Origin of the sequence: Blautia sp. Marseille-P2398 (assembly GCF_964240315.1) — a bacterium.
GTDB classification, from domain to species: Bacteria; Bacillota; Clostridia; order Lachnospirales; family Lachnospiraceae; genus Blautia_A; species Blautia_A wexlerae.
In genome coordinates this window covers 104,559-127,936 of the sequence record NZ_CAXSTD010000012.1, presented here as the reverse complement: position 1 = coordinate 127,936, position 23,378 = coordinate 104,559, and the positions used below count along the sequence as shown (strand labels likewise).

Genomic DNA, 23,378 nt, shown 5'->3' with positions numbered 1-23,378 from the left:
GCGGTATTTATGAAGAATAAGAACAAAGGTTTTACATTAGTTGAATTAGTGATTGTGGTAGCGATATTCACCATTCTTCTGGGAATTTTAGAGCCGTCTGTTAATTCGATTTTCGGATTCCGTGTACAGAGGGCTGCCAACAGTATTGGTGCGGCGCTGGATAAGACAAAAACAGAAGCTATGAACCGGCTGGTAGGTGAGATGAAACTGGAAAAACAGGATGACGGATATTACATCAGCTATTATCTTGACAGAGGAAAAGCCAGTGAAGGAAGAGTGAAACAGGACCAACCAGAAAAAATTGCCCCGGCCGGTACAAAGATTAAAATCTATACAACAGATAATGAGGCAGGCAAAGAAATGGAATCAGGAGATTCTATTATCATTACTTATGACCGGGAGAGTGGAGGTTTCCGCCCGTTGCAACAAGATGTTATGACACAGGAACAAATCAACAGTTATCTTGAACAATGTGCAGATATTCCTTTTTTGGATAATGGAGAAAATTATTGCACAAAGATAGAAGTAAGAGGCGGATATAGAATCAGAAACCTTGAGTTAAATAAGGATACCGGCACTTATACGATAACAGCCGGCTGATAGAGGGGACAGTCACATGAAAAAAAAGAACAAAGGTTTTACATTAATAGAATTGATCGTAACGGTAGCTATTATAGCGATTTTTTCCGGAGTAGTACTGTCTGTGATAGGTACAGGTGCGAATAGTTATATAAAGACTTCAAACACTGCCAAATCACAGATGGAAGCTCAGGATATTATGGATCAGATGGAGAATATGATCATTGATGTAAACCGTAGCGTATATTATGCGTATGGAAAAGGTATCAATGATGGATACGGGAATGAAATCCGTAATGATATTGATTCTTCGGACAGTTCTCAGTCGAAGACTTTCTTTGCGTGCAGTGCAGAAGAAAAAGATGCGGTGCAGAAAAAATATGCATACTCATGTGACATAATCGAATGGGACAGTGATGAGCAAAAGCTGTATTACGGATGCAGAGTCTGGGAAGGCGTGGAAACAGAAACTACAGATAATTCTGCAGCTGATGGAACAGAAAATGGAAATACCGGAACTGATACACAGAGTATTACGGATAATAATGCGATGGTGGCAGGAATTTCTGATGATAGCGCAGACAATACAAATGAGAAAACAGAAGATAATATTATTGTAAAATCCAAGCGAACCACAGAAGTTACAACAAAAGTAGAGAAAACTTTGATAGCAGAAGATATTACAAGCTTTTGCGTAGATGTGTCCAAAGCACAGACAGACCGCATTGTACGATTTCAGTTTACAACCAATAAAAAAGGAAAAGAAATCACAACCATTCATACTGTAAACCTGAGAAATCAGGTACAGATAGGAAAACCGGGAGACGGTTATGGTACGGCTGAAAATGGAAATGCATGGATTAATATTGTGGATTATCCAAAAGAAATCAATCCGGGAGAGAAACTTTCAGGATTTAGTAAGCGTATGAATGGAAATATTGACCCAAGTACAGTAGAGTGGATTGTAGAAACAGCAAATGGCTCTTTTAGCGGTACAGATAATATAGATCTTGCGCTGACAGCAGCAGATTCTGCAACGGGAGAAATTCGAATCTATGTTCAGGCAAGCACAACAGATGGCAGGCAGATCAAGTCTCAGACAGTAGGGATTAAGGTAAATTCAAAAATACCGGCTGGTCTGGAGCCAGTGGCAGGAACCAATGAACTTCTGCTGGCAGTAGGACAGAATTATTCGTTAGCTAATATAATACAATGGAGAATAAAATACAGTGACGGAACCACCGGCGAGTCATTAGATGCGGTTGAGTGGACTACAACTTCAAATATAGGAGTCAGTCTTGGAAATGACGGAGAACTTATTATACCGGAAAGTTTGGGAAATACTTCTTCTGATTCTTTCTTTAAAATTTCTGTATCTTATACAGATAGTACAACTGCTAAAACTCTGTCAGGAGAAATCTCAATAAAACTGGCACGCTTAGATCTCTCTCAACCGGAAACATTATATGTAGGAGATACCATGCCATTTGCTTATGAATACAAAGAGGGCGGAAATGTAATAACGAATCTTTCTGATGAACAAATTACGAAAAGTGTCATTCCTCAGACTAATAAAGCAGCCCCGGGAAAAATAGGAGAAGTACTGACTGACCAGGATGTAGGAAAGTGGACTGCGAAAGCAGAAATGGAACTTGATAATAGAGGAGGGTATGGAAAGTTAAAGGCAGAAAGTTCGTTTAATGTCAAACAAAAAGTAGAAAATGGAACAATAGAAATAGGAAGTACTGAAGCAAATAATGACACAGTAGTTGCTGGCGCTACATATTACTGTTCATATTATAATTCTCAAGGTTTTCATGTGAAGGAGGTAAGTGATTTTTCTTGGAACTATAAAATAGAGTGGTCTATTAAAGGAGCAACAGATTCTTACTTCATGAATGCCAATAATATAAGTAGTGGAAATAATGATGCACAATTATATATTGGTGAAAATGAACATGGATTTACATTGCTGGCAACAATGACAATTTATTCAGGAAACAATCAAAATGAGAATGAAATTAAGCATCGTTATGAGGCCAAAAGAAATGTAAAAGTAATAACTGATATAGAAATTGTGGAACCGCCAACACCAATGCTTATAGGAAAAACGTATGCTCTTAGGGCTGACGCTACTGTATGGAGTATAAATGATTCAGGACAAGATGTGTCTGAAAAGAAAAAAGTTCCACGAAAAGAGACAGACTGGAAAACAAATACCGGTCATACTATAAAAGATGAATCTTGGAAGATTGAAAAAGGACAGCAATCGGGAGAATTAATCGCAGATTGTTGGGGCATGCCAAATGTATTTTTTGGAAATGAAATTAATGATCCGAAAAAGAAAGTTCATCTCATTGATTCAAGATGGACAGACGTAAGAAAGAGCGCAGAAATAATTATAAAAGATAATAAGACATCAATATTTCCGGGTGACACAACCCAGCTATGGCTAAAATTACAAAATGAACATGGACAAATAACAGGAAATGTTAGCTGGGAAAGCAATGATGATAGCGTTAAAATAAGTCCTGATACACAGAATTCTGTATATGAGAATGGGGCAGCAATACCTGTTACAGTAACTGCTGATTCTGATATTACTCAAACGGTTACCTGTAAGATAACTGCAAATTATACAAATGCAGATGGTGAAACTGGAACAGAATCCGTTGATATTTATGTTACTCCTTTAATGATGAGTCTGACACATTCAAATGATCAGCTATTTTTTGAGGACAGGCAGGTGACTGAACAAATAACTGCATATATACAGGATGCATCTAATGATACTGATGTTACAAAGGATTATGATATTACATGGACAGTAAGCCCGGAAGATGGAAACGTTTATACATATAGTCCTGATAATAATAAACTCAATTTTGTGGTTATTGCGAAGCCATCATCAGAAAGAATTGTTATGATCAAGGCAATTGCCAGAAAGAAAAATTCAGATAATATTGCGTGTACGGCATCAACTCAGATTACTGTAAACAGTAAAATAACTAAAACGCGAATATATAATTGTACTCAAGGTCAGTCACAGTCTTTGGAATTTGATGAAGATGACATGAATCTGATAACAAAGAGCATTAAGACCAGGTATGTATTGAATGCAGAAAACAGTCAGATAGAATGCAATCGAAATAATATTCCTACGCTCAAATTAGAGGGAGATAGGCCGGAAAATCTGGTAATTAAAATGAACGCTTCGACGACTGATTTTACACAATATAGATATATCTTGATATCTGTTGATTTGAGAAGCGTGCTGTACAATTTTTATATTTATCCAATAGAGAATAATGTATATGATACAGAGTATTCAGAAAATGCTGGCAAACCTTATACTTATGTTCCCGGAGATTTAGAGTCAATCAAGAAAATGGCAACTTTGGAGAGTGACGGATATACGTATAAATTTAAGGACAGCAAGGGAGAAATATGTGAATTACGTTTAAGTATTCACAGAAAGACTGGAATAGGCTCATTCTCTGGTTCAATTGCTGGCTCTTCGGCAGGCAAATGGTTTATGCAACGTGGCAATGTCTATTATAAATATATAAATAATGGATGGTATATATTTAATAATGGAACAGCATACAGTTGGGATTGGTATAATAGGGCTCAGTGTACAAGATATTATTGGAACTTAAATGATAAGATTAGACTGTTGGATGATTTAAGTGGAATATCTAATAAAACATTCTGGCAGAGGTGGAATTAAACCAGGTCATCATTAAACAAAGGAGGACGAAACCGCATGAGACTTAAACATAAAAAACTCTTCATATCTGGCATAGCGGTAACCATAGCAGGGGTGCTTGGCGTTGGAGCATTGCTCCAGACAAGTGTCTCTGTACAGGCTTCTTCTGCTATGATGCCTGGAGTGGAGCAGATTGTAAATGATGCTACGGCAGATAAACCATTTAGAATTCTCGAAATCGTAGATAACACAGACGAGGCGGAAATCGGATATTATGTGTCTGGTCAGGAACCTTATATTAAACTTTATAATTATACATATACTTACAAAGATGAGAATGGTGAAGAGCATCAGAAAACGATTCCTATTAACACTTTGGAAGAAGGCTTGAAAAAAATAGCGTCTGTCAGTCAGCGTAAAGAATTTGCTACAAATACAAAAGAAGATGGAAGCGATACAGGTATAAAAAATATACAGAACATCAGCTATCAGAATGACAGCAGTGGTGAAGAGAAGGATTACCCACTTTCCTATACGCCATATGAAGAAAGATATTTTCTTACTTCCGAACAGGAAAATTCCAAAGAATGGACTCCAATAACTTTCGAAGATGCAGAAACGGAAGCAGTCAGAACCGATACAGTTAAGGTTAAAGGTAAGTATCAGCCAAATTCAGACGGCACAGGTGATTACACGAAGCAGGAACAAACTTATTATCCTATTCGCAGGGACTCTGAGACAGATAAGTCCAGTACAGAGAAATACCGCGAAAATATTCAGAATTTCTTTTTCTCAGATAATGGTGAAGCAAATGAACCATATTTCCTAGAATTTGAAGAGGTAGATAATAGCAGTGTGAATGAAGCCTTTGATGAGAACAATAACAAGAAAAATGGAAATGCCATTTTACAGGAATATGATTATCCAAAAGGCGGCTATGGTTATTATGAAAATGTTTATGGTAATCTGACAGAAGAAATTGTAAATAATATAAGCAATGGGAGCTATCTTTTTCCGGGAGAAACACCCCAAATAGATATGACGCATGCGGTTAAAGTTCCTGTTGAATCTGGAAATCAGACAACGAATGCGAAATCTTTTACTGATGGAACAGATGATTTTTCTGCTATTGATGAAGCAGATACAGCAATTCAGGAAACCGGACAGCCAGACATATCAGCAGATTCAGCTCAGTTCGGATCTGCGGCTGAGAATGCTTTTTCATCAGGAGATTTTTCAGATGGAGATACTGGAAATGTATCAGATGCAGGAAATGCAGACGGTGCGCAGATGCAGAATCCGGATAGCACAGCAGATGCAGATACAGGCATTGATTCAGGAATAGTAACGGAAACATACTCTGGTCAAACTACAGTGATAGAAAATGATAAGATACAGCCGCTTATTCCGTATACGCAGGAGATAAGGGGAGACACAACTAAAATTGATTCTTCTGTGGGAACATCTGAGAATCCGAAAGTATATTTCGGAATAACGACAGATCAGTATCCATATTATGAATATACCTTGCTTAGTGACATGAAAAAAATAGTTGCCTGTGCAGAGCGAAATAAAGCAGAGGTAGAAAATGGAACATATACGCCAGATGCCTCAGACAAAGAGCATAATATAACATTTCAGGATGGTCAATATTGGTATTGGACAATAGACCAGCAGGGAAATATTACAAAAAATCCGATTTTTATTGTTACCTGTCGTCAGCCGGTTTCATATGATAATGTTCAAAAACTTTCTGAAACATTGCAGTATAATTATTATTATAAAGTAAAACAGGCTTACTTCTGTTGCAAAACAGATGAAAGTGATTCGGAGAATGAACATGCATACAAGTACTTTGGATGGTATTCTCCAGGTTACCCGAAAGATGAAGATGTTTACGTTTCAGTTAAAGACGGGGAAACTGCGACACATTATATTTCGGCTGCAGAATATAAACTGACTCCGGAAGTTGGAGATTATGATTTTGTTCCAGATGATAATGAGGAAGAGACGACAGTAGAAGTTAATCATATGTATTATCGTGGTGGATATACAAATCATGACTGGTTTAAACGTTATGTATTCCATATTAATTTAGATGATGAAAAGGAAAAGGAGAAATACGCTTCATTCAATATTGAGGTTAAAACAATTACTTCGGCGGAATTTAATGAAACATATGGTACGGCGGCAGCCACAGAAGATTTAAATGATACGGATATTCAACAGACAGACGTATCAACGGAGAATACTGCTTTTTCGGATGAGCCAGATACGGAATTTACGGATGATGAAAGTGCTGATACATTTTCTGCTGGAGAAACAAAGAATAATACAGATAGCTCAGATTTATCAGAATATGATTTGGTCTATATGAATGGAAGTGGTTTAAATGAAACATCTTTTAAGGCACTGGCATCATTGGCTTCAAAAAATAAATTTCCATGTATTGTTAATCAGCAAAAATTAACTACAAACATTGATTTTGTAAACGCATTTGGAAGTTTTATAAATAATGAGGATGCAGACCAGCATTATGTGACAAAATCTGTATATTTCTTTAATAATACATTTGCTAATCAGGATCCTTCGAGCCTTCTAAGCGGGGTATTCCATACAAATTTTAACCTTGGTTCAGACAGTGATATTTCAGACGGAACGCAGGGAGAAACTCAGGGGTTTGAAGAAATATTAGAATATATTGCAAGTGAAAATAAATATCGTCAGCTGGGAAAATCAAGCGAAGATAATATTACAGATGATAGTCAACAGATATCAGCTCCTGATTCGTCAGAGGAGCTACTTAATACAGAACTGTCACATGCGAGAGCAATAGAGTATATTATCAATTACAAATTGAAAAGAGCTCAGGTTACAAAGGATAAGATAAACGTACTTGAACTTCAGCCGGCTAGAAGTAGTGGCGAAATTACAAAGTCTGAGATTATGGGCTGGCTGGGTTATATGACAGTTACGACCTGCTGTAATAATAAAGATAGCGGTAATCTGTTGCCAAAAGATGACAGTGTATGGATATCGGATGAGACAATAGACCATGTGCATTATGTTCAATTTGATTTTGCAAAAGAAGTAGATATTGATGGTTTTATTTATACGACCCGGAAAAATATCGGTGAAACAAAAACGGGCGTGTTGGATGAATATAAGGTGGAGTTATGTGGTGAAGATGGAAATAAAATCTTTGAAAAAGAAGACTCTACACATTACAATTGGTACAATATTGATACGGGAGAAAAGATATTTAAATTTGCTCAGACAGTAAGATCTGTGAAAAAAATGAAAATTTATTTTACAAATACATTTGGTGATTATGACGGACAACAGAAGTTTTGGGCAAGTGCTTCTAGAATGCTTCCAATTGTGAATGAAAACGATTCAACGATAGATATTACAACTATGACAACATCAGAATTTGTCGGTCATATTGAAGATATAAATACAAGATATGATATGATTTATTTGGGAGATGATGATACCGATCTTAATTATGATGCGAACTTCCGGCCGGATAATACGATTTTGTATTATCACATTGGTGGAAGTAAGAAGGCTTTATATGAGTTACAGGGTCTGATGAATCATGATTATATCAGTCAAAATGGAACGATTTTGGCAAACACAGTAGGAGAAACAGATTCAGAAACTGGGACAATGATAGGTTCAGTCCGCGGGTCTGGAAATGATCTTACAGAAAATATTAAAAATAAATTGGTAGATTTTGTAGAAAGCGGGTATCCGGTGGTAGTAGCAGGCAATATTTATAATCCGGAGAAACAAGAAATCTCTACAGAATTAATTGACAGTTCATCCTATGTTTATGATTTCCTAAATAACGTAAAGACATATAGTAATGTATATCGTGAGTCTGAAATAGGGACTGAATCAGGTGTAGACTTTTTTGCGTCTCTTCCTAAGCCTAAGATAAAATTTGTTGATGAAGATTCATTTCCCCCATCAGTAATTGGCGATGAAAATGGTCCTGCCAATAATTGTCTTACTGGAGATAATATGACTTTTAAGTTCCAGATAATAGATGAAGCTCAGGCTTCACCGGCAAATGCTGACTATAATTGTGAATTGTATATTGATTTGAATTGTGATGGAAATTATTCAGCTTCGGAGAAATTGAATGATATTGTTGTTCTTCAGAATGGATCAGCTTTAAAAAGTGATAAGGAAGGAAAGTACCATCTTTCTTTGAAAACAGAATATACAGTGTCTAGAGAGATTCCACAGGAATATATTAAGCTGATGCCATGGAAATTGGTTGTTACAAGTAATAGCAATAGTGAGATAAGAACATCAGAAATTGGATATACAAAGAGAAGAAAAAGTGATGCCGTCAATAATACAATTAAGGTTCTCCAGATTCAACCGGATCAATATTGTACATGGGATCTTACAAAGGATGAAAATTTTAAAGCATTATTTAATGCAGTAAAGCAAGATTTTGATGTTAAAATTGATGCTGTTACTGTATCAAAATATGAGGAGAACTATAAAAATAATTCTGCATATTTAGATCAATATCATATGTTAATAGTAGGATTCTGTGATGGAAAAGGTTATGGTGGAAGAGGCCCCGACTATACCGGATACAATGGAAACTTTACTGAACAGGGAGTGCAGGGAATTCTTGATTTCGCAAATACAGGAAAGAGTGTTATTTTAGCTCATGATAATACTTCGTCCTCAAATTATGATGATGATGCCTCTAAAAATAAATTAAATGATAATGGAGGAGGTGATATCTGGAAAGGATGGGCATATTATTTTAACCAAAAACTTCGTTCAGTTTCCGGAATGGATCGTTATGGGATTACAGTAACAGAAACTTCGGATATTTTAAAACAGGCGCGAAATTTAACAATAACAGACTCGGCCTGGAATACTATTTTGAGTAATTCTGATGATATGGCATATCGATTGAATAGTCAGAAAATGCAAACGTATTCTGAAACACAGGGTTTTACTAATGGCAAACTTAGGATTGCAGTAAGGGATAGAAAGCAACTAGCAATAACAGATCCCTATTATGAAGCAGAGGATGAAACACATAATCCAACAACAACGGAAGCATCTCAGGTAAATCAGGGAGCAATCAGTGAGTATCCATATAAAATCAATCAGACGATTCCGGTAGCTGAAACACATTTTCAGTATTATCAGCTTGCAATGGAAGAAGACTCAGATAATGATGGAAATGGAGATATTGTGGTATGGTACTGCCTTGGAAATAAGGATAATACGGAGGGCAATTTTTATTATGATCATACACCAAATGATGTAAGAAATAATTATTATATTTATAGTTATAAAAATATTATTTATACTGGGGTAGGCCATAGTAATGTTAATAATGATATGGAGAAAAAGCTTTTTGTAAATACAATTATTGCAGCATATAATGCGCAGGCAGTTAAACCAAATCTTTCGTTTGTAAAACAGTCCGACTGGAATGCAGAAGAGGCAAAGAATGTTTATTATATATTAGATTATACAAATGATAATCAGTCTCAGGAACTGGTGAAAGATATTCAGGATTTTCATCTGAAAGTTACGGATTCAAACCTTGTAGGTACATCCTTTTCAGGAACAAATACAAAAGATCTTAAACTGGAACTGTTTATTGAATCTGACGATGAAGATGCGCAGAATATCGAAGGCATTGACAAAAAGGTAAAAGAGGTTAAACTTCCTATTTATACTTCAGGAACAAATTCGCAGGTACCTGCTGATACAAATGGAGACATTTACGTATATAGTGGAAATGTATATGACTTTGCACTGGGAGACTTGCAGAAATATTTAAGAAATAATGTCAATGAATACAGAGGAAAAACAATCTTATATGCCAGAATTTCCTGCAGGTATTTGTATTATGGTGTAGAAAAAGAAGCACAGTCAATTGCAAAGATAGACATATGCCAGCGTCAGCTTTTTGACTTGGATTGACTTTATATTTAAGAAAAAATGGTTTCATGGTATTGAAAAATAATGCAAGTGCCTCAAAACATGGCGTAGTGACTGCCTCTTCCATCCCTGATATACTGTGATAAACCGTATATTTAAGGAGGCACACTTATGGCAAGACAAAATCAGGAAAGGACCGATTGGGGTCGCACCCCTCAAGGACTGTTTTTGAGGCGCTCCCTTTATGAAATTAAAAAATTAGGAAAAAATATTATTGTTGTACTGTATGATGAGTAAGTGGTATAATAATACAAATTTATATTGCAGAAAAAAGCTGTTGTTCGTGAGAGGCTGGGAATAATGATTGAGTGGAAACAAATGACGATGCAGGAAGCAGAGAATAAAATGGAGGTGCTTCGGGAGATTTTTGATGTAGTTCGTCTCCTGAAAGGGAGTGATCTGCAGGCTGCCGGAATGGAAAGTAAGCTTGCAGGAAGAGAAAATCTTTGCCAGTGTTATGCTTTCTGGAATAAAGATAAAAGATGTGAGAATTGCATTTCCCTTAAAGCACTGGAGGAGAAGAAACAGACATCCAAAATTGAATTTCTTGATTCTGATATGTATCAGGTATTTGCAAGGTATCTGGAGATTGATGATGAGCCCTATGTAATGGAAATGCTGAAAAAGCTGGACGAGAACACGCTGACAGATGAGGAAGGATATGAAAAACTGACGGAAAAGCTGACAGTATATAGCGAAAAGCTGTATAAGGATGTGCTGACAGGGGCGTATAATCGCAGATATTTTGAGGAAAAAGTCAAAAATATGTCTTTGAATGCCGGAGTTGCAGTTATCGATCTGGATGATTTCAAATTGTTCAATGACACTTATGGTCATGATGGAGGAGATCTGGTACTGACAACCGTAGTAAATGTAATTCGACATTATATCCGTCGCACGGATATTCTGGTGCGCTATGGAGGAGATGAATTTCTGCTGATCCTGCCCGGAATTGAGAAGGAAGTCTTTTCACAGAAGCTCCGTATGATCCAGGAGAAGATCCATGCGACGCATATTCCGGGTTTTAATCGTCGGAAGCTTTCAGTGAGCATTGGTGGAGCTATGTTTACCCATGGCAGATTGGAGGAAGCAATCACCAAAGCAGACAGACTTATGTATATGGCCAAGGGACATAAAAATATAGTAGTGACCCGGTGGGAGCAGAAGCAAAATACAGACAAGATGGAAAAAAGAAACCTGCCTCAGCTTCTGGTTGTTGATGATTCTGAAATGAACCGTGAGATACTTAAGGAAATTCTGGGAAAAGAATACCGGATACTGGAGGCCTGTGACGGGGAAGAGGCTCTGAAGATGCTGGAGCAGTATGGAACTGAAATCTCATTGGTCCTGTTAGATATTATTATGCCAAAAATGGATGGATTTGAAGTACTCGCCTATATGAACAGAGATAAATGGATCGAGGATATACCGGTGATCATGATTTCCAGTGAAGGATCAGAGAGTTATATCCGTCGTGCCTACGAACTGGGGGCTTCAGATTATATAAGCAGACCATTTGATGCTAAGGTGGTATATCAGCGGGTTATCAATATGATCAAGCTTTATGCCAAGCAAAGGCGTCTGATCCATCTGGTAACAGATCAGATTTATGAGAAAGAGAAAAACAACCGTATGATGACCGGGATTCTCAGTCAGATTGTAGAGTTCCGAAATGGTGAAAGCGGGCTTCATGTGTTGCATATTAATATTCTGACTCAGCTTTTGCTGGAGAAATTGATGCGAAAATCAGAGAATTACGATCTTTCCTGGTCTCAGCAGCATATGATCGCCACAGCTTCCGCACTTCATGATATCGGTAAGATTGGAATTGACGAAAAAATTCTGAATAAACCCGGAAAGCTTACAAAGGAAGAATTTGAAGCCATGAAGCAGCACACGATCATAGGTGCCCGGATGCTTGACAGGCTGGAAATGTATCATGATGAAGAGATGATGAAATATGCCTATGAAATATGCCGCTGGCATCATGAACGTTATGATGGAAAAGGATATCCGGATGGCCTGAAGGGAGAAGAAATCCCTATATCTGCCCAGGTGGTATCACTGGCAGATGTGTATGATGCCCTGGTAAGTGACCGGGTATATAAGAAAGCATATTCTCATGAGAAGGCAATGGAAATGATCCTGAATGGAGAATGCGGAATGTTTAATCCTCTTCTTTTGGAATGTCTGGTGGAAATTCAGGATAAAGTGTGCAAGGAACTTGGTATTAAAGGTGTGAATGAATGTCTGGAATATCTGGAAGAGAGAAACAGATAAAATCCCTCTGAAAAGAGCTTAAACTCAGCGATGAATGGGTGTACATTTCTGTAGATCTGAATGGATTAAAATGGGAAGACAGAGTGATCAAGTTGAACGTGCAGCCTGCAGCAGTGGGAAATCAATAAATTTCTATCAGATCAGAAGGATGCAGAGAATGTTGCGGCTTTGAAAAATAATAAATGGTCATTACAGAGATCGATTCATGAAATGCAAAAATATTTTGTAAAAAATTTTCCTGAGTATCTTGACAGGGAATAAATAATCCTTTATAGTATAGCACAGATTTGGTGTGTTACTGGACAGGCAGGCATTAACCGGTCATAAATGTTATTTTTTAATGTTTATGGGGGTTAGTGCCTTTTTTTGATGTATTCTTTGTGGTAAAACGCGGAATAATCATATGTCAGAAGGTTTTAATCTCCCGGAAACAAGACGGTTTATTCGCACGAATAAGGAAAAGGAGACAAAAGAACATGAAAGACAAGATTTTTGGAGTTTTGCAGCGTGTGGGAAGATCCTTTATGCTTCCGATTGCAATTCTCCCTGTTGCAGGTTTGCTGCTTGGTATCGGCAGTTCCTTCACAAATGAAACAACTATCGCTACCTATGGATTGCAGAAGATCCTGGGAAGTGGAACATTATTTAATTCTCTTCTGATCATTATGAACAAGGTTGGAAGTGCTGTATTTGACAATCTGCCGCTGATCTTTGCTGTTGGTGTTGCCATTGGTATGGCAAAGAAAGAGAAAGAGGTTGCTGCTCTTTCTGCGCTGATTGCATATTTCGTTATGAATGTGGCTGTCAGTGCCATGCTTCTTATCAACAATGAAATCACAGCAGACGGTCAGATAGCAGCAGATGTACTGGAAGGAACCATTACTTCTGTATGCGGGATCCAGTCTCTGCAGATGGGTGTATTCGGCGGTATTATCGTAGGTCTTGGTGTTGCGGCACTTCATAACCGTTTCCACAAAATTGTGCTTCCGAATGCGCTGTCATTCTTTGGCGGCTCAAGATTTATACCGATCATTTCCACGATCGTATATATGTTTGTGGGAATCCTGATGTATTTTGTATGGCCGGCAGTTCAGAACGGTATTTATGCTCTGGGCGGTCTGGTAACAGGCAGTGGATATCTGGGAACTCTGATTTTTGGTATTATTAAACGAGCATTGATCCCCTTTGGACTGCATCATGTATTTTATATGCCATTCTGGCAGACCGCAGTGGGCGGAACTATGGAAGTTGCAGGACAGGTGGTGCAGGGCGGACAGAATATCTTCTTTGCGCAGCTTGCTGATTCTGCAAATATAGCACATTTCAGTGCGGATGCAACCAGATATTTCTCTGGTGAGTTTATCTTTATGATTTTTGGTCTTCCGGGAGCAGCGCTGGCTATGTATCGCTGTGCAAAACCTGAGAAGAAAAAAGCGGCAGGCGGACTTCTTCTTTCCGCAGCGCTGGCATGTATGTTTACTGGTATCACTGAACCGCTGGAATTCTCATTCCTGTTTGTAGCTCCGGCATTGTTCGTAGTTCAGGTGATCCTGGCAGGTGCGGCTTATATGATCGCACATATGCTGAATATTGCAGTAGGACTTACTTTCTCAGGAGGTTTCCTTGACCTGTTCCTCTTTGGCATTCTGCAGGGAAATGCAAAAACAAGCTGGCTGAGGATCATTCCGGTTGGTATTATTTACTTTATCCTGTATTATGTAATCTTTACATTTATGATCAGGAAATTTAATTTCAAGACTCCTGGACGTGAAGATGATGATACAGAGACAAAGCTTTATACAAAAGCTGATGTAAATGCAAGAAAAGAAGCCGGAAAGACAGCCGGTGCAGCTGCAGCAACCTCCGGTGATCTGGTAAGTGAACTGATCACCAGAGGCCTTGGCGGAAAGAAAAATATCGTAGATGTTGACTGTTGTGCGACCAGACTTCGTATCACAGTTGCAGAGCCTGAGAAAGTTCGTGATGAACTTCTGAAACAGACAGATTCCAGAGGAATCGTAAAAAAAGGACAGGGCGTACAGGTTATCTATGGACCTCATGTAACTGTTATCAAGGCGAAGCTGGAAGAATATCTGGAGACTGCTCCCAACGAATTCGCAGATGAGACACAGGATAATGTACAGGTACAGGAAAATGCTGCAGCAGGAAATGCAGATGGACAGAACAGTGCAGAGGTTGAGGACAAAAATGCAGGTACAGCACAGTCCTTGGCACCTGTAAAAGAAGAAAAGATCAGAAAAACAGCAATCATTTACAGCCCTGTAGACGGAATCGCAGCAGATCTTTCTACTGCACCGGATGAAGGATTTGCAGGAAAAATGATGGGTGACGGTGCAGTGGTGACACCAACAGAAGGTACTGTATATGCACCTGCAGACGGTGAAGTTGAGTTTATTTTTGATACAAAACATGCTATAGGTTTCCAGACAGATTCCGGTATCCCTATGCTTCTTCATATGGGAATCGACACTGTAAAACTGGAAGGAAAAGGCTTCGAAATCCTGGTAACAGAGGGTCAGAAAGTGAAAAAAGGTGATCCGATGATGAAACTGGATTTGGAGTTCTTAACAGCCAATGCTCCGTCCATCACTTCCCCTATCCTTGATACTGAACCGGAAGACAACCAGAGGATCAGACTTCTGGCAAACGGTGAGATTAAGGCTGGTGAACCGTTGTTTGCGGTGGAGACACTGGAATAATATTGTTATCAAAAAACAGTTGGATGATCAAAAGAGATGACATCTTGATTATCTGACTGTTTTTTTACCCTTTTTGCAGGGGGGATCTGGAAATCAAAAATGTAACAAATTTGTGTGACGGGTAGGATTCTTATTCAAAATATGGTAAACTATAGCAGTTCTGGTAAATAATGCATCTTAATCCAGCCCATCAGAGTATGAAATCCTGCGTCAGATATCTTTGTTGTGCGTCAGCACGCCTGCAGATATTTTCCTTGTCTTTCGTATTCTGCTGAACTGTCTTAAATGCATTATTTACTAGAGTGTGTTTGAAAAATGCTTTTCGCAAGATGTATGTTACAATTTGTAGTATTATTTTGCGTAAAGCATTTTTAAACATGTTTTATGATCAAAGAGAAAATTATTATAATGGCAATAAATTTTTATAGAGGGGATTACGACAGAGATGTACAGAGTTAGCAAGGTATTAAATAATAATGGTGTTATAGCCATTGATATGGATGAAAATAAGGAGTATGTGATTCTTGGCAAAGGTGTTGGCTTTGGAAAAAAGGTCAGCCAGCGTTTTGATAAGCCGGAGGGATGCACTACATATCGTCTGGAACAGGAGACAGAGCGTGGATCTGCGAAGGAACTGGTAAAGGGAATAGAGCCGGAGTATCTGGAGATTGCAGATGCAATTCTGACAGAGTCACAGAAAGTGTTTGGAGATTCCATAGACAGAGGAATTCTTTTTCCACTTGCTGACCATATTTCTTTTGCAGTCGCCAGAATCCGCAGAAATGAGCAGATCAGCAATCCGCTGACAGAGGATATCAAGGTTCTTTTCTACAGTGAATTTAAAGTTGCGGAAACACTGAAAACAATTCTGAGAGAAAGACTTCAGATAGAGATTGATGATCATGAGGTTGGATATGTGGCATTGCATATTCATTCTGCAATTGGTGACGAGAAGGTATCTGTTGCCATGCAGACTGCGAGAGCAGTGAGAGAGTGTATAGATATGATCGAGAAAGCAACAGGTAAGCCAATCGATGTACTGTCACTGTCCTATAATCGTCTGATGAACCATATGAAGTATATGGTAGCGCGTGCATCTACAGGAGAGAAGCTGAATCTGGACATGAATGAATATATGCTGGATCAGTATCCCCAGGCCTATAAGGTTGCCACTGACATCTGTAAAAACCTGGAAGGATGTATTGGACATAAGCTGGATGAAACAGAGACAGGATATCTGGCAATGCATATCCAGAGAGTGTATAAGGATGCGGTATGATAATCAGTGAAGAAAGAAATTCCCTGCCCGGCCGGAAATATTTTATTTCTGGTCTGAACAGGGAGTTTTTTTTATCAATTTCCAGCAGACCAATGATCCCATTCAGCGGTGTGCGCATATCATGTGACATGCGGGAAAGAAAATTGGACTTCTCTGCGTTGGCGCGTTCGGCAGTGTCAAGAGCTTCTTTAAGGAGCTTCTGGTGCCGGATTTCTGATTCCACCACATCGTCCACATTCAGAAATCCCAGAACAATGATACCGGAGTCTTCGTTTTTGATAAAGCGGAACTGATAGTAGTGGATACCATCCCTGTCATTTATCCGGTAATTTCCCTTGTATTCGGACTGACCGGACAAAACACCCATTACATTGCCCAGTTCCAGGGATTCTTCCAGCATTGTACGGTCATCCGGATGTACACGCTGCCGGATGTAGTCTGAGAGGAAAAGATCATAGGGGTATGTATCCTTGTGTTTTTTGTCCTGATCAGGGACATCATTGTCTTCACAGGCCACTGCAATTACGAAATCCCGATAGTCATCGGCGTTTCCGTTTCTGGCAATGAGCAGATAATAGTAATGGACAGTATCTGTGACAAGCCTGAAATGGAATTTGAAAGAGGCTTCCTGAGAGAGTCTTTCCAGCAGGGTTTCATAATTCAGGTGTCTGGACACATAGGAACGCTCATCCGGATGAGTGTGTGTTCATAATTTTGTACTCCTGATGTTTAGTATTTCAAAGTATACTCTTTTTACCCCAAAATAGCAATAAGCAGCCTCTTTTTCATTCCCTGTAAAATATCTTTAAGTAAAGTATATACTTTACTTAAAGATATTTTATAATATTCATGTTATAATGGTTTTGTAAAGTCATTACTTTCATTTTTGTTAAATATTTTGAAATATTAAATATAATATATAAATTTAATTAAAGGAGGTTTTACTATGGAAATTGGAGGCTTTTTCCCCTATCAACCTGTTGGCTCTGAGCCAAACAATTATGTGGAGCATACCTGCCCTGATCCCGGGGACACCGCTCATCTAATGTCCGGCCGTTGTGCCATTTATTACTGTCTGAGGGATCTGATGTTAACAGATCAAAAGCGTGTGGCATATCTGCCTTCCTATGACTGCGAAACAGTTCTGGGCTGCTTTGTAAAAGCAGGATATGAAATTCATTATTATGATTTTGACAAAAATCTTTCCCCTGTGTTTGAGGAAGAGATGATCCCGCAGATCAGTGTTCTCCTTGTCTGTGGATACTATGGTTATCCTACCTATGATGAGAACTTTGTCAAAAAATGTAAAGCCAGTGGCGTTTCTGTAATAGTGGATACTACCCATACAGCATTTTCTCCATTGCCGGCCTGTCCGGATGCTGACTATATTGCGGTCAGTCTCCGAAAATGGATGGGTGTTGCCTCCGGTGGTCTTGCCATCAAGCGAAAGGGTACCTTTGGCGTAAAACCTATTCCTATCAATAAAGAACAGTTTTCCCTTAGAGATCAGGCTCTTCAATCCCGAGAGACCTACGAGCATACGGGAAATGAGGATTATAATAAAGAAGGCAATGATGTTTTCTGGAAAGCGGAATTTATGCTTCGTGAGATTTTCGATATCCAGGAAGGGGATGAAGCTTCCCTTAAAACGATTCTTCATTATCCATTCCGGGATGCCATCCGTAAACGCCAGGAAAATTACCGTTACCTTCTGGAACACCTGCCGGAACGCTCCGATATCCGCCCGGTATTTCCTTATCTTTCAGATGATATCTGTCCTATGTTTTTCCCTTTCTTTGTGGAAAACCGGGACGCCCTTATCAAGCATCTGGCAGACAGGCATATTCCGCCTAAAGTATACTGGCCTGTACCACCTTTTGTAAAGGTTGAAGACTATCCAGGAGCTCAATATATTTATTCCCATATCATGTCTGTCAGCTGTGATGAGCGCTTTAACACGGACGATATGCAGAAAATTGTAGAAGCCTTTGAAAACTATTAAAGATCTTAAAGCATTTTGAGAATATCCGTTTGATAAATCTAATCAGGCCACAGACTGGAAATCACCAATCTGTGGCTTCTTCATCTTCCCAGGTTGACATCCCATCTGCCGTTTGCTACACTAAAACCACATATCTGACAAAGGAACGGGAAATATGAAGAAGAAAAAAATTATAATTTTATCTATTATGATAATTGTGGTTGCCTTACTCCTTGAAGCGAGCATTCTGAAATATGTTAATGACAGAAATGCCCATAGAACATCAAAGGTGCTTCTTGATCGTGTGATTACTGTGCTTGATAAAAATGATGAGAGCAGGAACGAGCTGATCGAATCGTTAAAGGACGATTATATTGTAAGGGCTAAAGCAGTGTCATATATGATTGATGCCGATCCGGCGGTAGAATATGATGTGGATGAGCTGCAGAAAATAGCAAAACTAATGGCTGTTGATGAGATACATCTTTTTGATGATCAGGGAACTATTTACAGTGGTTCTGCACCCAGGTATTTTGGCTATAATTTTGATTCCGGTGCGCAGATGGAGTATTTTAAGCCCATGCTTAAGAATAAATCGCTGACCATGTGTCAGGATGTTACTCCCAATACTGCAGAGGGAAAGAAAATGATGTATGCCATCACCTGGAACGAAGACGGAACCAAGATGCTCCAGGTGGGAATTGAGCCAAAGAGACTTCTCAATGAAATAAAGCAGAATAACATTTCCAATGTAGTTGCCGGAATGCCGGTATATAAAGCCATGGAAATTATGGTCGCAGATGCGGATACACAGGTAATAGAAGGATCCACGGACAGTAGCAAATTAGGGAAAAAACTGGAAGATGTGGGGATATCAGCGGATCATGTCAGTGCTGACGGTGCGACTGTAACACAGATCAGAATGGATGGAAAGCACTGCAGATGCATGATGCACCAGAATGATAACTATATTGTTATTGTAACTGTAGAGGATTCATTTTATCAGCAGGGCGGCATGATTGCTATTTTTATAGTAGGTGCATATTTGGTACTGGCATCCTGCTGTATAACCTATATGTTTTCCAAAGTGATGAAAGAAAGACTGGAAAAAGAAAAACTGATATACACCTCAAATACGGATGAGCTTACCAGATGTTTAAACAGGCACGCATATGAAAATGATATGAAAAAGCTTAATCTTAGTGAGGAATGGGTATACATTTCTGTAGATCTGAACGGATTAAAACGGGCAAATGATTCTTATGGCCATATGGCAGGAGACGAGCTTATATGCGCAGCGGCAGATTGCATGAGAGACAGCTTTCATGAGTATGGAAAGGTATACAGAATCGGTGGAGATGAATTTGCTGTTATCATTACAGAGAATACAAGACAGATGGAAGAACTGATACATGGCTTCGACTCCAATGTGGCAAACTGGCATGGAAAGTTTGTTGATTCAATGACTGTTTCGTACGGATGGGTTTTCAGCACAGAGAGAAACTGGGGTAGTGCATATGAAATCTCAAAAGCTGCAGATGCAAGAATGTATCAGAGTAAGGAACGCTACTATAAGGAAAGCGGTGCAGACAGAAGATAGGCAGTTTTTCCTTCAAATATTTGCAGAAAACCAAAACTCTGTCGGAATACATCGTTTACTAGAAAAACAGAAGAGACATCACCAGTTACCGTGGTAATAAACAGCACAAAGGAGAATAGAAATTTGAGTCATATACCTGCAATTGTTGATTATCTGAAAGAATTAAATATATTATCTGTAATAGTCAGGATACTTCTTGCCATTATCTGCGGAGGAGTTATAGGAATTGAGAGAAGACGGGCTCACCAGCCCGCAGGAATGAGAACATATATGTTGGTATGTATGGGTGCAGCTATTGTCATGGCAACGGGACAGTATATGTACGACACTTTCAAAACCGGAGATCCTTCCCGGCTTGGAGCCCAGGTGATCAGCGGTATTGGTTTCCTGGGTGCCGGAAGTATTATCACCTCTGGAAAAACGAAAGTAAGAGGCTTGACAACCGCAGCAGGATTGTGGGTTTCGGCCTGCATTGGTCTTGCCTTGGGCATTGGATTCTACAGTGCAGGTTTGATTGCTACGCTGGTCGTTTATTTTATCATGGCGCGACTAAAAAGACTGGAGTATCGATTTCTGGTAGATGATATTTATTTGGAGATTTATTTGGAGTATGACGATGCGCTTTCTGTTTCTGATATCGCACAGCAGGCTGAAAGAAACGGCCTGAAAATCGAGGAGGTGCAACATGGAACCAAAGGAAAAGGATTCCAGAAGGCATTGATCACTTTCAGAAATACCCAAAATGAAAGCAGGGATCATGTCCTAAAAATACTTGAGCATGTGGAAGGCGTGAAGTACGTAAAATATATATATTAATGTTGATCTGCGCCCAATGCTTCTTCCTCAGATAAGATTTTTTTCGTATCAGAAACTCCATCTTAAAATTTCTGCTATATTTTCCTTACCAAAGAGATTTTTCTTGCGCCATCTTGAAGATCTTTTTGGTAATGCTAACATACGGAGCTGCCAGCTACAGCTCCGCGGATTTTCTCCTTCGTGTTTCCGCGGCTCTGACCTATGGGGGTTAGGGCTGCGGATTTTGTTTATTATTAAAGATAATTGTGATATGATACAAAAAACAAAGAATTTGCAGGAAAGGATGGATAACTATGGATGATAAAAGGATTGCCGCCGCAGAACGTAAACACCTCATTCCTCTGGACAGCATCAACGGATATGAAGTCCGTCCCGGTTTCTACGGGATCAATGGGGCAACCGCCCTCAGGGAAGGTGTAAATTTTACCATCTGCTCTATGGAAGCAACAAGCGTGGAACTGCTTCTGTATTACAGAGGAGAAAAAGAACCATATGCGGTTCTTCCTTTTCCCAAACACTACCGGATCGGCGGCGTGTATTCCATGATTGTTTTTGGACTGGATATCTTTGATTTCGAATATGCCTATCGGGTAGATGGTCCATATGAGCCCAAAAAAGGTCTTATTTTTGACAGATCAAAGCCACTTCTGGATCCTTATGCAAAAGCAGTCACCGGACAAAGCGTATGGGGCGAAAAGCCTAATCAAGACCATGAGTACCGGGCAAGAGTGGTTGTCAATGATTTTGACTGGGGCGATCATGTGGATCCGGTCAGACCGATTGAGGATCTGATCATATACGAGCTTCATGTCCGCGGATTTACCCAAAATCCTTCCTCCAATGTCGCTCATCCCGGCACCTTTGAGGGAATCCGGGAAAAAATCCCCTATCTCAAGGATCTGGGGATTACCGCTGTGGAATTAATGCCTGTTTTTGAGTTCGATGAAACCATGGGAAAGAGAGAGGTTAACGGCCGGACTCTTCTGGACTACTGGGGATATAATCCGGTAAGCTTTTTTGCCCCGAACACCAGTTATACAGCCAAAAAAGAATTCAACCGGGAAGGGGATGAGCTGAAAGACCTGATCAAAGATCTGAATAGCAACGGTATCGAAGTGATCCTAGATGTTGTTTTTAACCATACGGCAGAAGGAAACGAAAATGGTCCCTTTTTCTCATTTAAAGGATTCGATAACCGCATCTATTATATTCTGACTCCGGAGGGCTGGTATTATAATTTCAGTGGATGCGGAAACACACTGAACTGTAATCATCCAGTAGTGCAGCAGATGATCCTTGAGTGCCTGCGGTATTGGACGATCGAATATCATGTGGACGGTTTCCGGTTTGATCTGGCCAGCATTTTGGGGAGAAATGAAGACGGTTCTCCTGCAAGCCAGCCTCCACTTCTGAAAAATCTTGCGGAAGATCCGATCCTTCGGAACGTAAAACTGATCGCAGAAGCCTGGGATGCCGGTGGACTTTATCAGGTCGGCAGCTTTCCGGCCTTTTCCCGCTGGGCGGAATGGAATGGTAAATACCGGGATGACATGAGGAGTTTCCTGAAAGGAGATTACTGGTTTGCCAAAGCAGCAGCAAACAGGCTCATCGGATCACCGGATCTGTATACCGGACAGTATCAGGGATATGCATCCTCTATTAATTTCCTTACCTGCCATGACGGATTCTCTCTTTGGGATCTCTACTCCTACAATGAAAAGCATAATGAGGACAACGGCTGGAACAACACTGATGGAAATGATGACAACCGAAGCTGGAACTGCGGAGTGGAAGGCGAGACAGAAGATGCGGAAGTCCTCAGGCTTCGCTTCAGGATGATAAAAAATGCCTGTGCAGTACTGATGTGCAGTCGTGGTACTCCCATGTTTCTTGCAGGAGATGAGTTTGGAGATACCCGTTTTGGAAACAATAATCCATATTGTCAGGACAACGAGATTTCATGGCTGGACTGGAAACGGCTGAAAACGAATCAGACCCTATACCAGTTTTTTAAAAAGATGATCCAGTTTCGGAGGGCGCATCCGGCAATCCGAAATAACCTGGCTCCTTCAGATACCGGCTTTCCTGCAGTAAGCATCCATACAAACCAGCCACGGGATAACTCCATCAATCAGGACACAAAATGTCTGGCAGTCTGCTATGCCGGAAAGACTGATCAGGGAGAGGATCTAGTATATGTAGCGCTGAATGTATTTTGGGAAAAACAGCGATTTGAGCTTCCAAAGCTTCCGAATGCCTATGAATGGAGACGTTTTGTAGATACTGCATTGGACGAGGCAGACGAAGTAACAATTACCGAATACTGGCTCCAGCCGCGTTCTGTGGCAGTATTTATCGGTACACGAACGGAAATATAGTTTTTCGCAAATTTTCTCTTTCATTTTTTTAATCTAAAATGA

General features: G+C 39.5%; 11 protein-coding genes and 2 pseudogenes. 11 read left to right on the top strand and 2 right to left on the bottom strand.

Annotated features, from left to right (window positions below; all coding sequences use genetic code 11):
* The first annotated feature begins 9 nt into the window (after window positions 1–9).
* The 6 genes from ACESZG_RS14115 to ACESZG_RS14090 all read left to right on the top strand — a co-directional run bounded on the left by ACESZG_RS14115 (window position 10) and on the right by ACESZG_RS14090 (window position 15,282).
* Entirely contained in the window at window positions 10–600 is a 591-nt protein-coding gene (locus ACESZG_RS14115; protein WP_368210870.1) for a prepilin-type N-terminal cleavage/methylation domain-containing protein, read from the top strand.
* A gap of 16 nt (window positions 601–616) precedes the next feature.
* Window positions 617–4,309: a type II secretion system protein gene (locus ACESZG_RS14110; RefSeq protein WP_373218593.1), complete on the top strand. Its 3,693-nt coding sequence runs from the start codon at window positions 617–619 to the stop codon at window positions 4,307–4,309.
* Window positions 4,310–4,345: 36 nt separating this feature from the next.
* A complete protein-coding gene (locus tag ACESZG_RS14105; RefSeq protein ID WP_368210871.1) occupies window positions 4,346–10,264 on the top strand; it encodes a DUF5057 domain-containing protein in 5,919 nt (1,972 codons plus the stop codon).
* Between the two features lie 129 nt (window positions 10,265–10,393).
* Window positions 10,394–10,519, top strand: coding sequence for a hypothetical protein (locus ACESZG_RS14100; RefSeq protein ID WP_368210872.1), 126 nt, complete (start codon window positions 10,394–10,396; stop codon window positions 10,517–10,519).
* Window positions 10,520–10,582: 63 nt separating this feature from the next.
* Window positions 10,583–12,562: a diguanylate cyclase gene (locus ACESZG_RS14095; protein WP_368210873.1), complete on the top strand. Its 1,980-nt coding sequence runs from the start codon at window positions 10,583–10,585 to the stop codon at window positions 12,560–12,562.
* A gap of 476 nt (window positions 12,563–13,038) precedes the next feature.
* Window positions 13,039–15,282, top strand: a complete 2,244-nt coding sequence (locus tag ACESZG_RS14090) for a glucose PTS transporter subunit IIA (RefSeq protein WP_368210874.1) — start codon at window positions 13,039–13,041, stop codon at window positions 15,280–15,282.
* Between the two features lie 290 nt (window positions 15,283–15,572).
* Here the strand turns inward: ACESZG_RS14090 and ACESZG_RS14085 are convergent.
* Window positions 15,573–15,635 (bottom strand): annotated as a pseudogene (locus ACESZG_RS14085) (DUF6783 domain-containing protein); the annotation flags it as partial.
* A 92-nt stretch (window positions 15,636–15,727) separates the two neighbouring features.
* Here ACESZG_RS14085 and ACESZG_RS14080 point away from each other — a divergent pair.
* A complete protein-coding gene (locus tag ACESZG_RS14080) occupies window positions 15,728–16,561 on the top strand; it encodes a PRD domain-containing protein (RefSeq protein WP_025580122.1) in 834 nt (277 codons plus the stop codon).
* A gap of 85 nt (window positions 16,562–16,646) precedes the next feature.
* Here ACESZG_RS14080 and ACESZG_RS14075 read toward each other — a convergent pair.
* A pseudogene (locus ACESZG_RS14075) lies at window positions 16,647–16,928 on the bottom strand (histidine kinase dimerization/phospho-acceptor domain-containing protein); the annotation flags it as partial.
* Window positions 16,929–17,507: 579 nt separating this feature from the next.
* Here ACESZG_RS14075 and ACESZG_RS14070 point away from each other — a divergent pair.
* The 4 genes from ACESZG_RS14070 to glgX all read left to right on the top strand — a co-directional run bounded on the left by ACESZG_RS14070 (window position 17,508) and on the right by glgX (window position 23,336).
* A complete protein-coding gene (locus ACESZG_RS14070) occupies window positions 17,508–18,563 on the top strand; it encodes a hypothetical protein (RefSeq protein WP_118574837.1) in 1,056 nt (351 codons plus the stop codon).
* Window positions 18,564–18,717: 154 nt separating this feature from the next.
* Entirely contained in the window at window positions 18,718–20,142 is a 1,425-nt protein-coding gene (locus ACESZG_RS14065; protein WP_368210875.1) for a GGDEF domain-containing protein, read from the top strand.
* Window positions 20,143–20,265: 123 nt separating this feature from the next.
* Entirely contained in the window at window positions 20,266–20,958 is a 693-nt protein-coding gene (locus ACESZG_RS14060) for an MgtC/SapB family protein (protein ID WP_368210876.1), read from the top strand.
* 293 nt (window positions 20,959–21,251) lie between these two features.
* On the top strand, window positions 21,252–23,336 hold the full coding sequence (gene glgX / locus ACESZG_RS14055; protein WP_368210877.1) for a glycogen debranching protein GlgX: 2,085 nt from the start codon (window positions 21,252–21,254) through the stop codon (window positions 23,334–23,336).
* Window positions 23,337–23,378 lie beyond the last annotated feature (42 nt).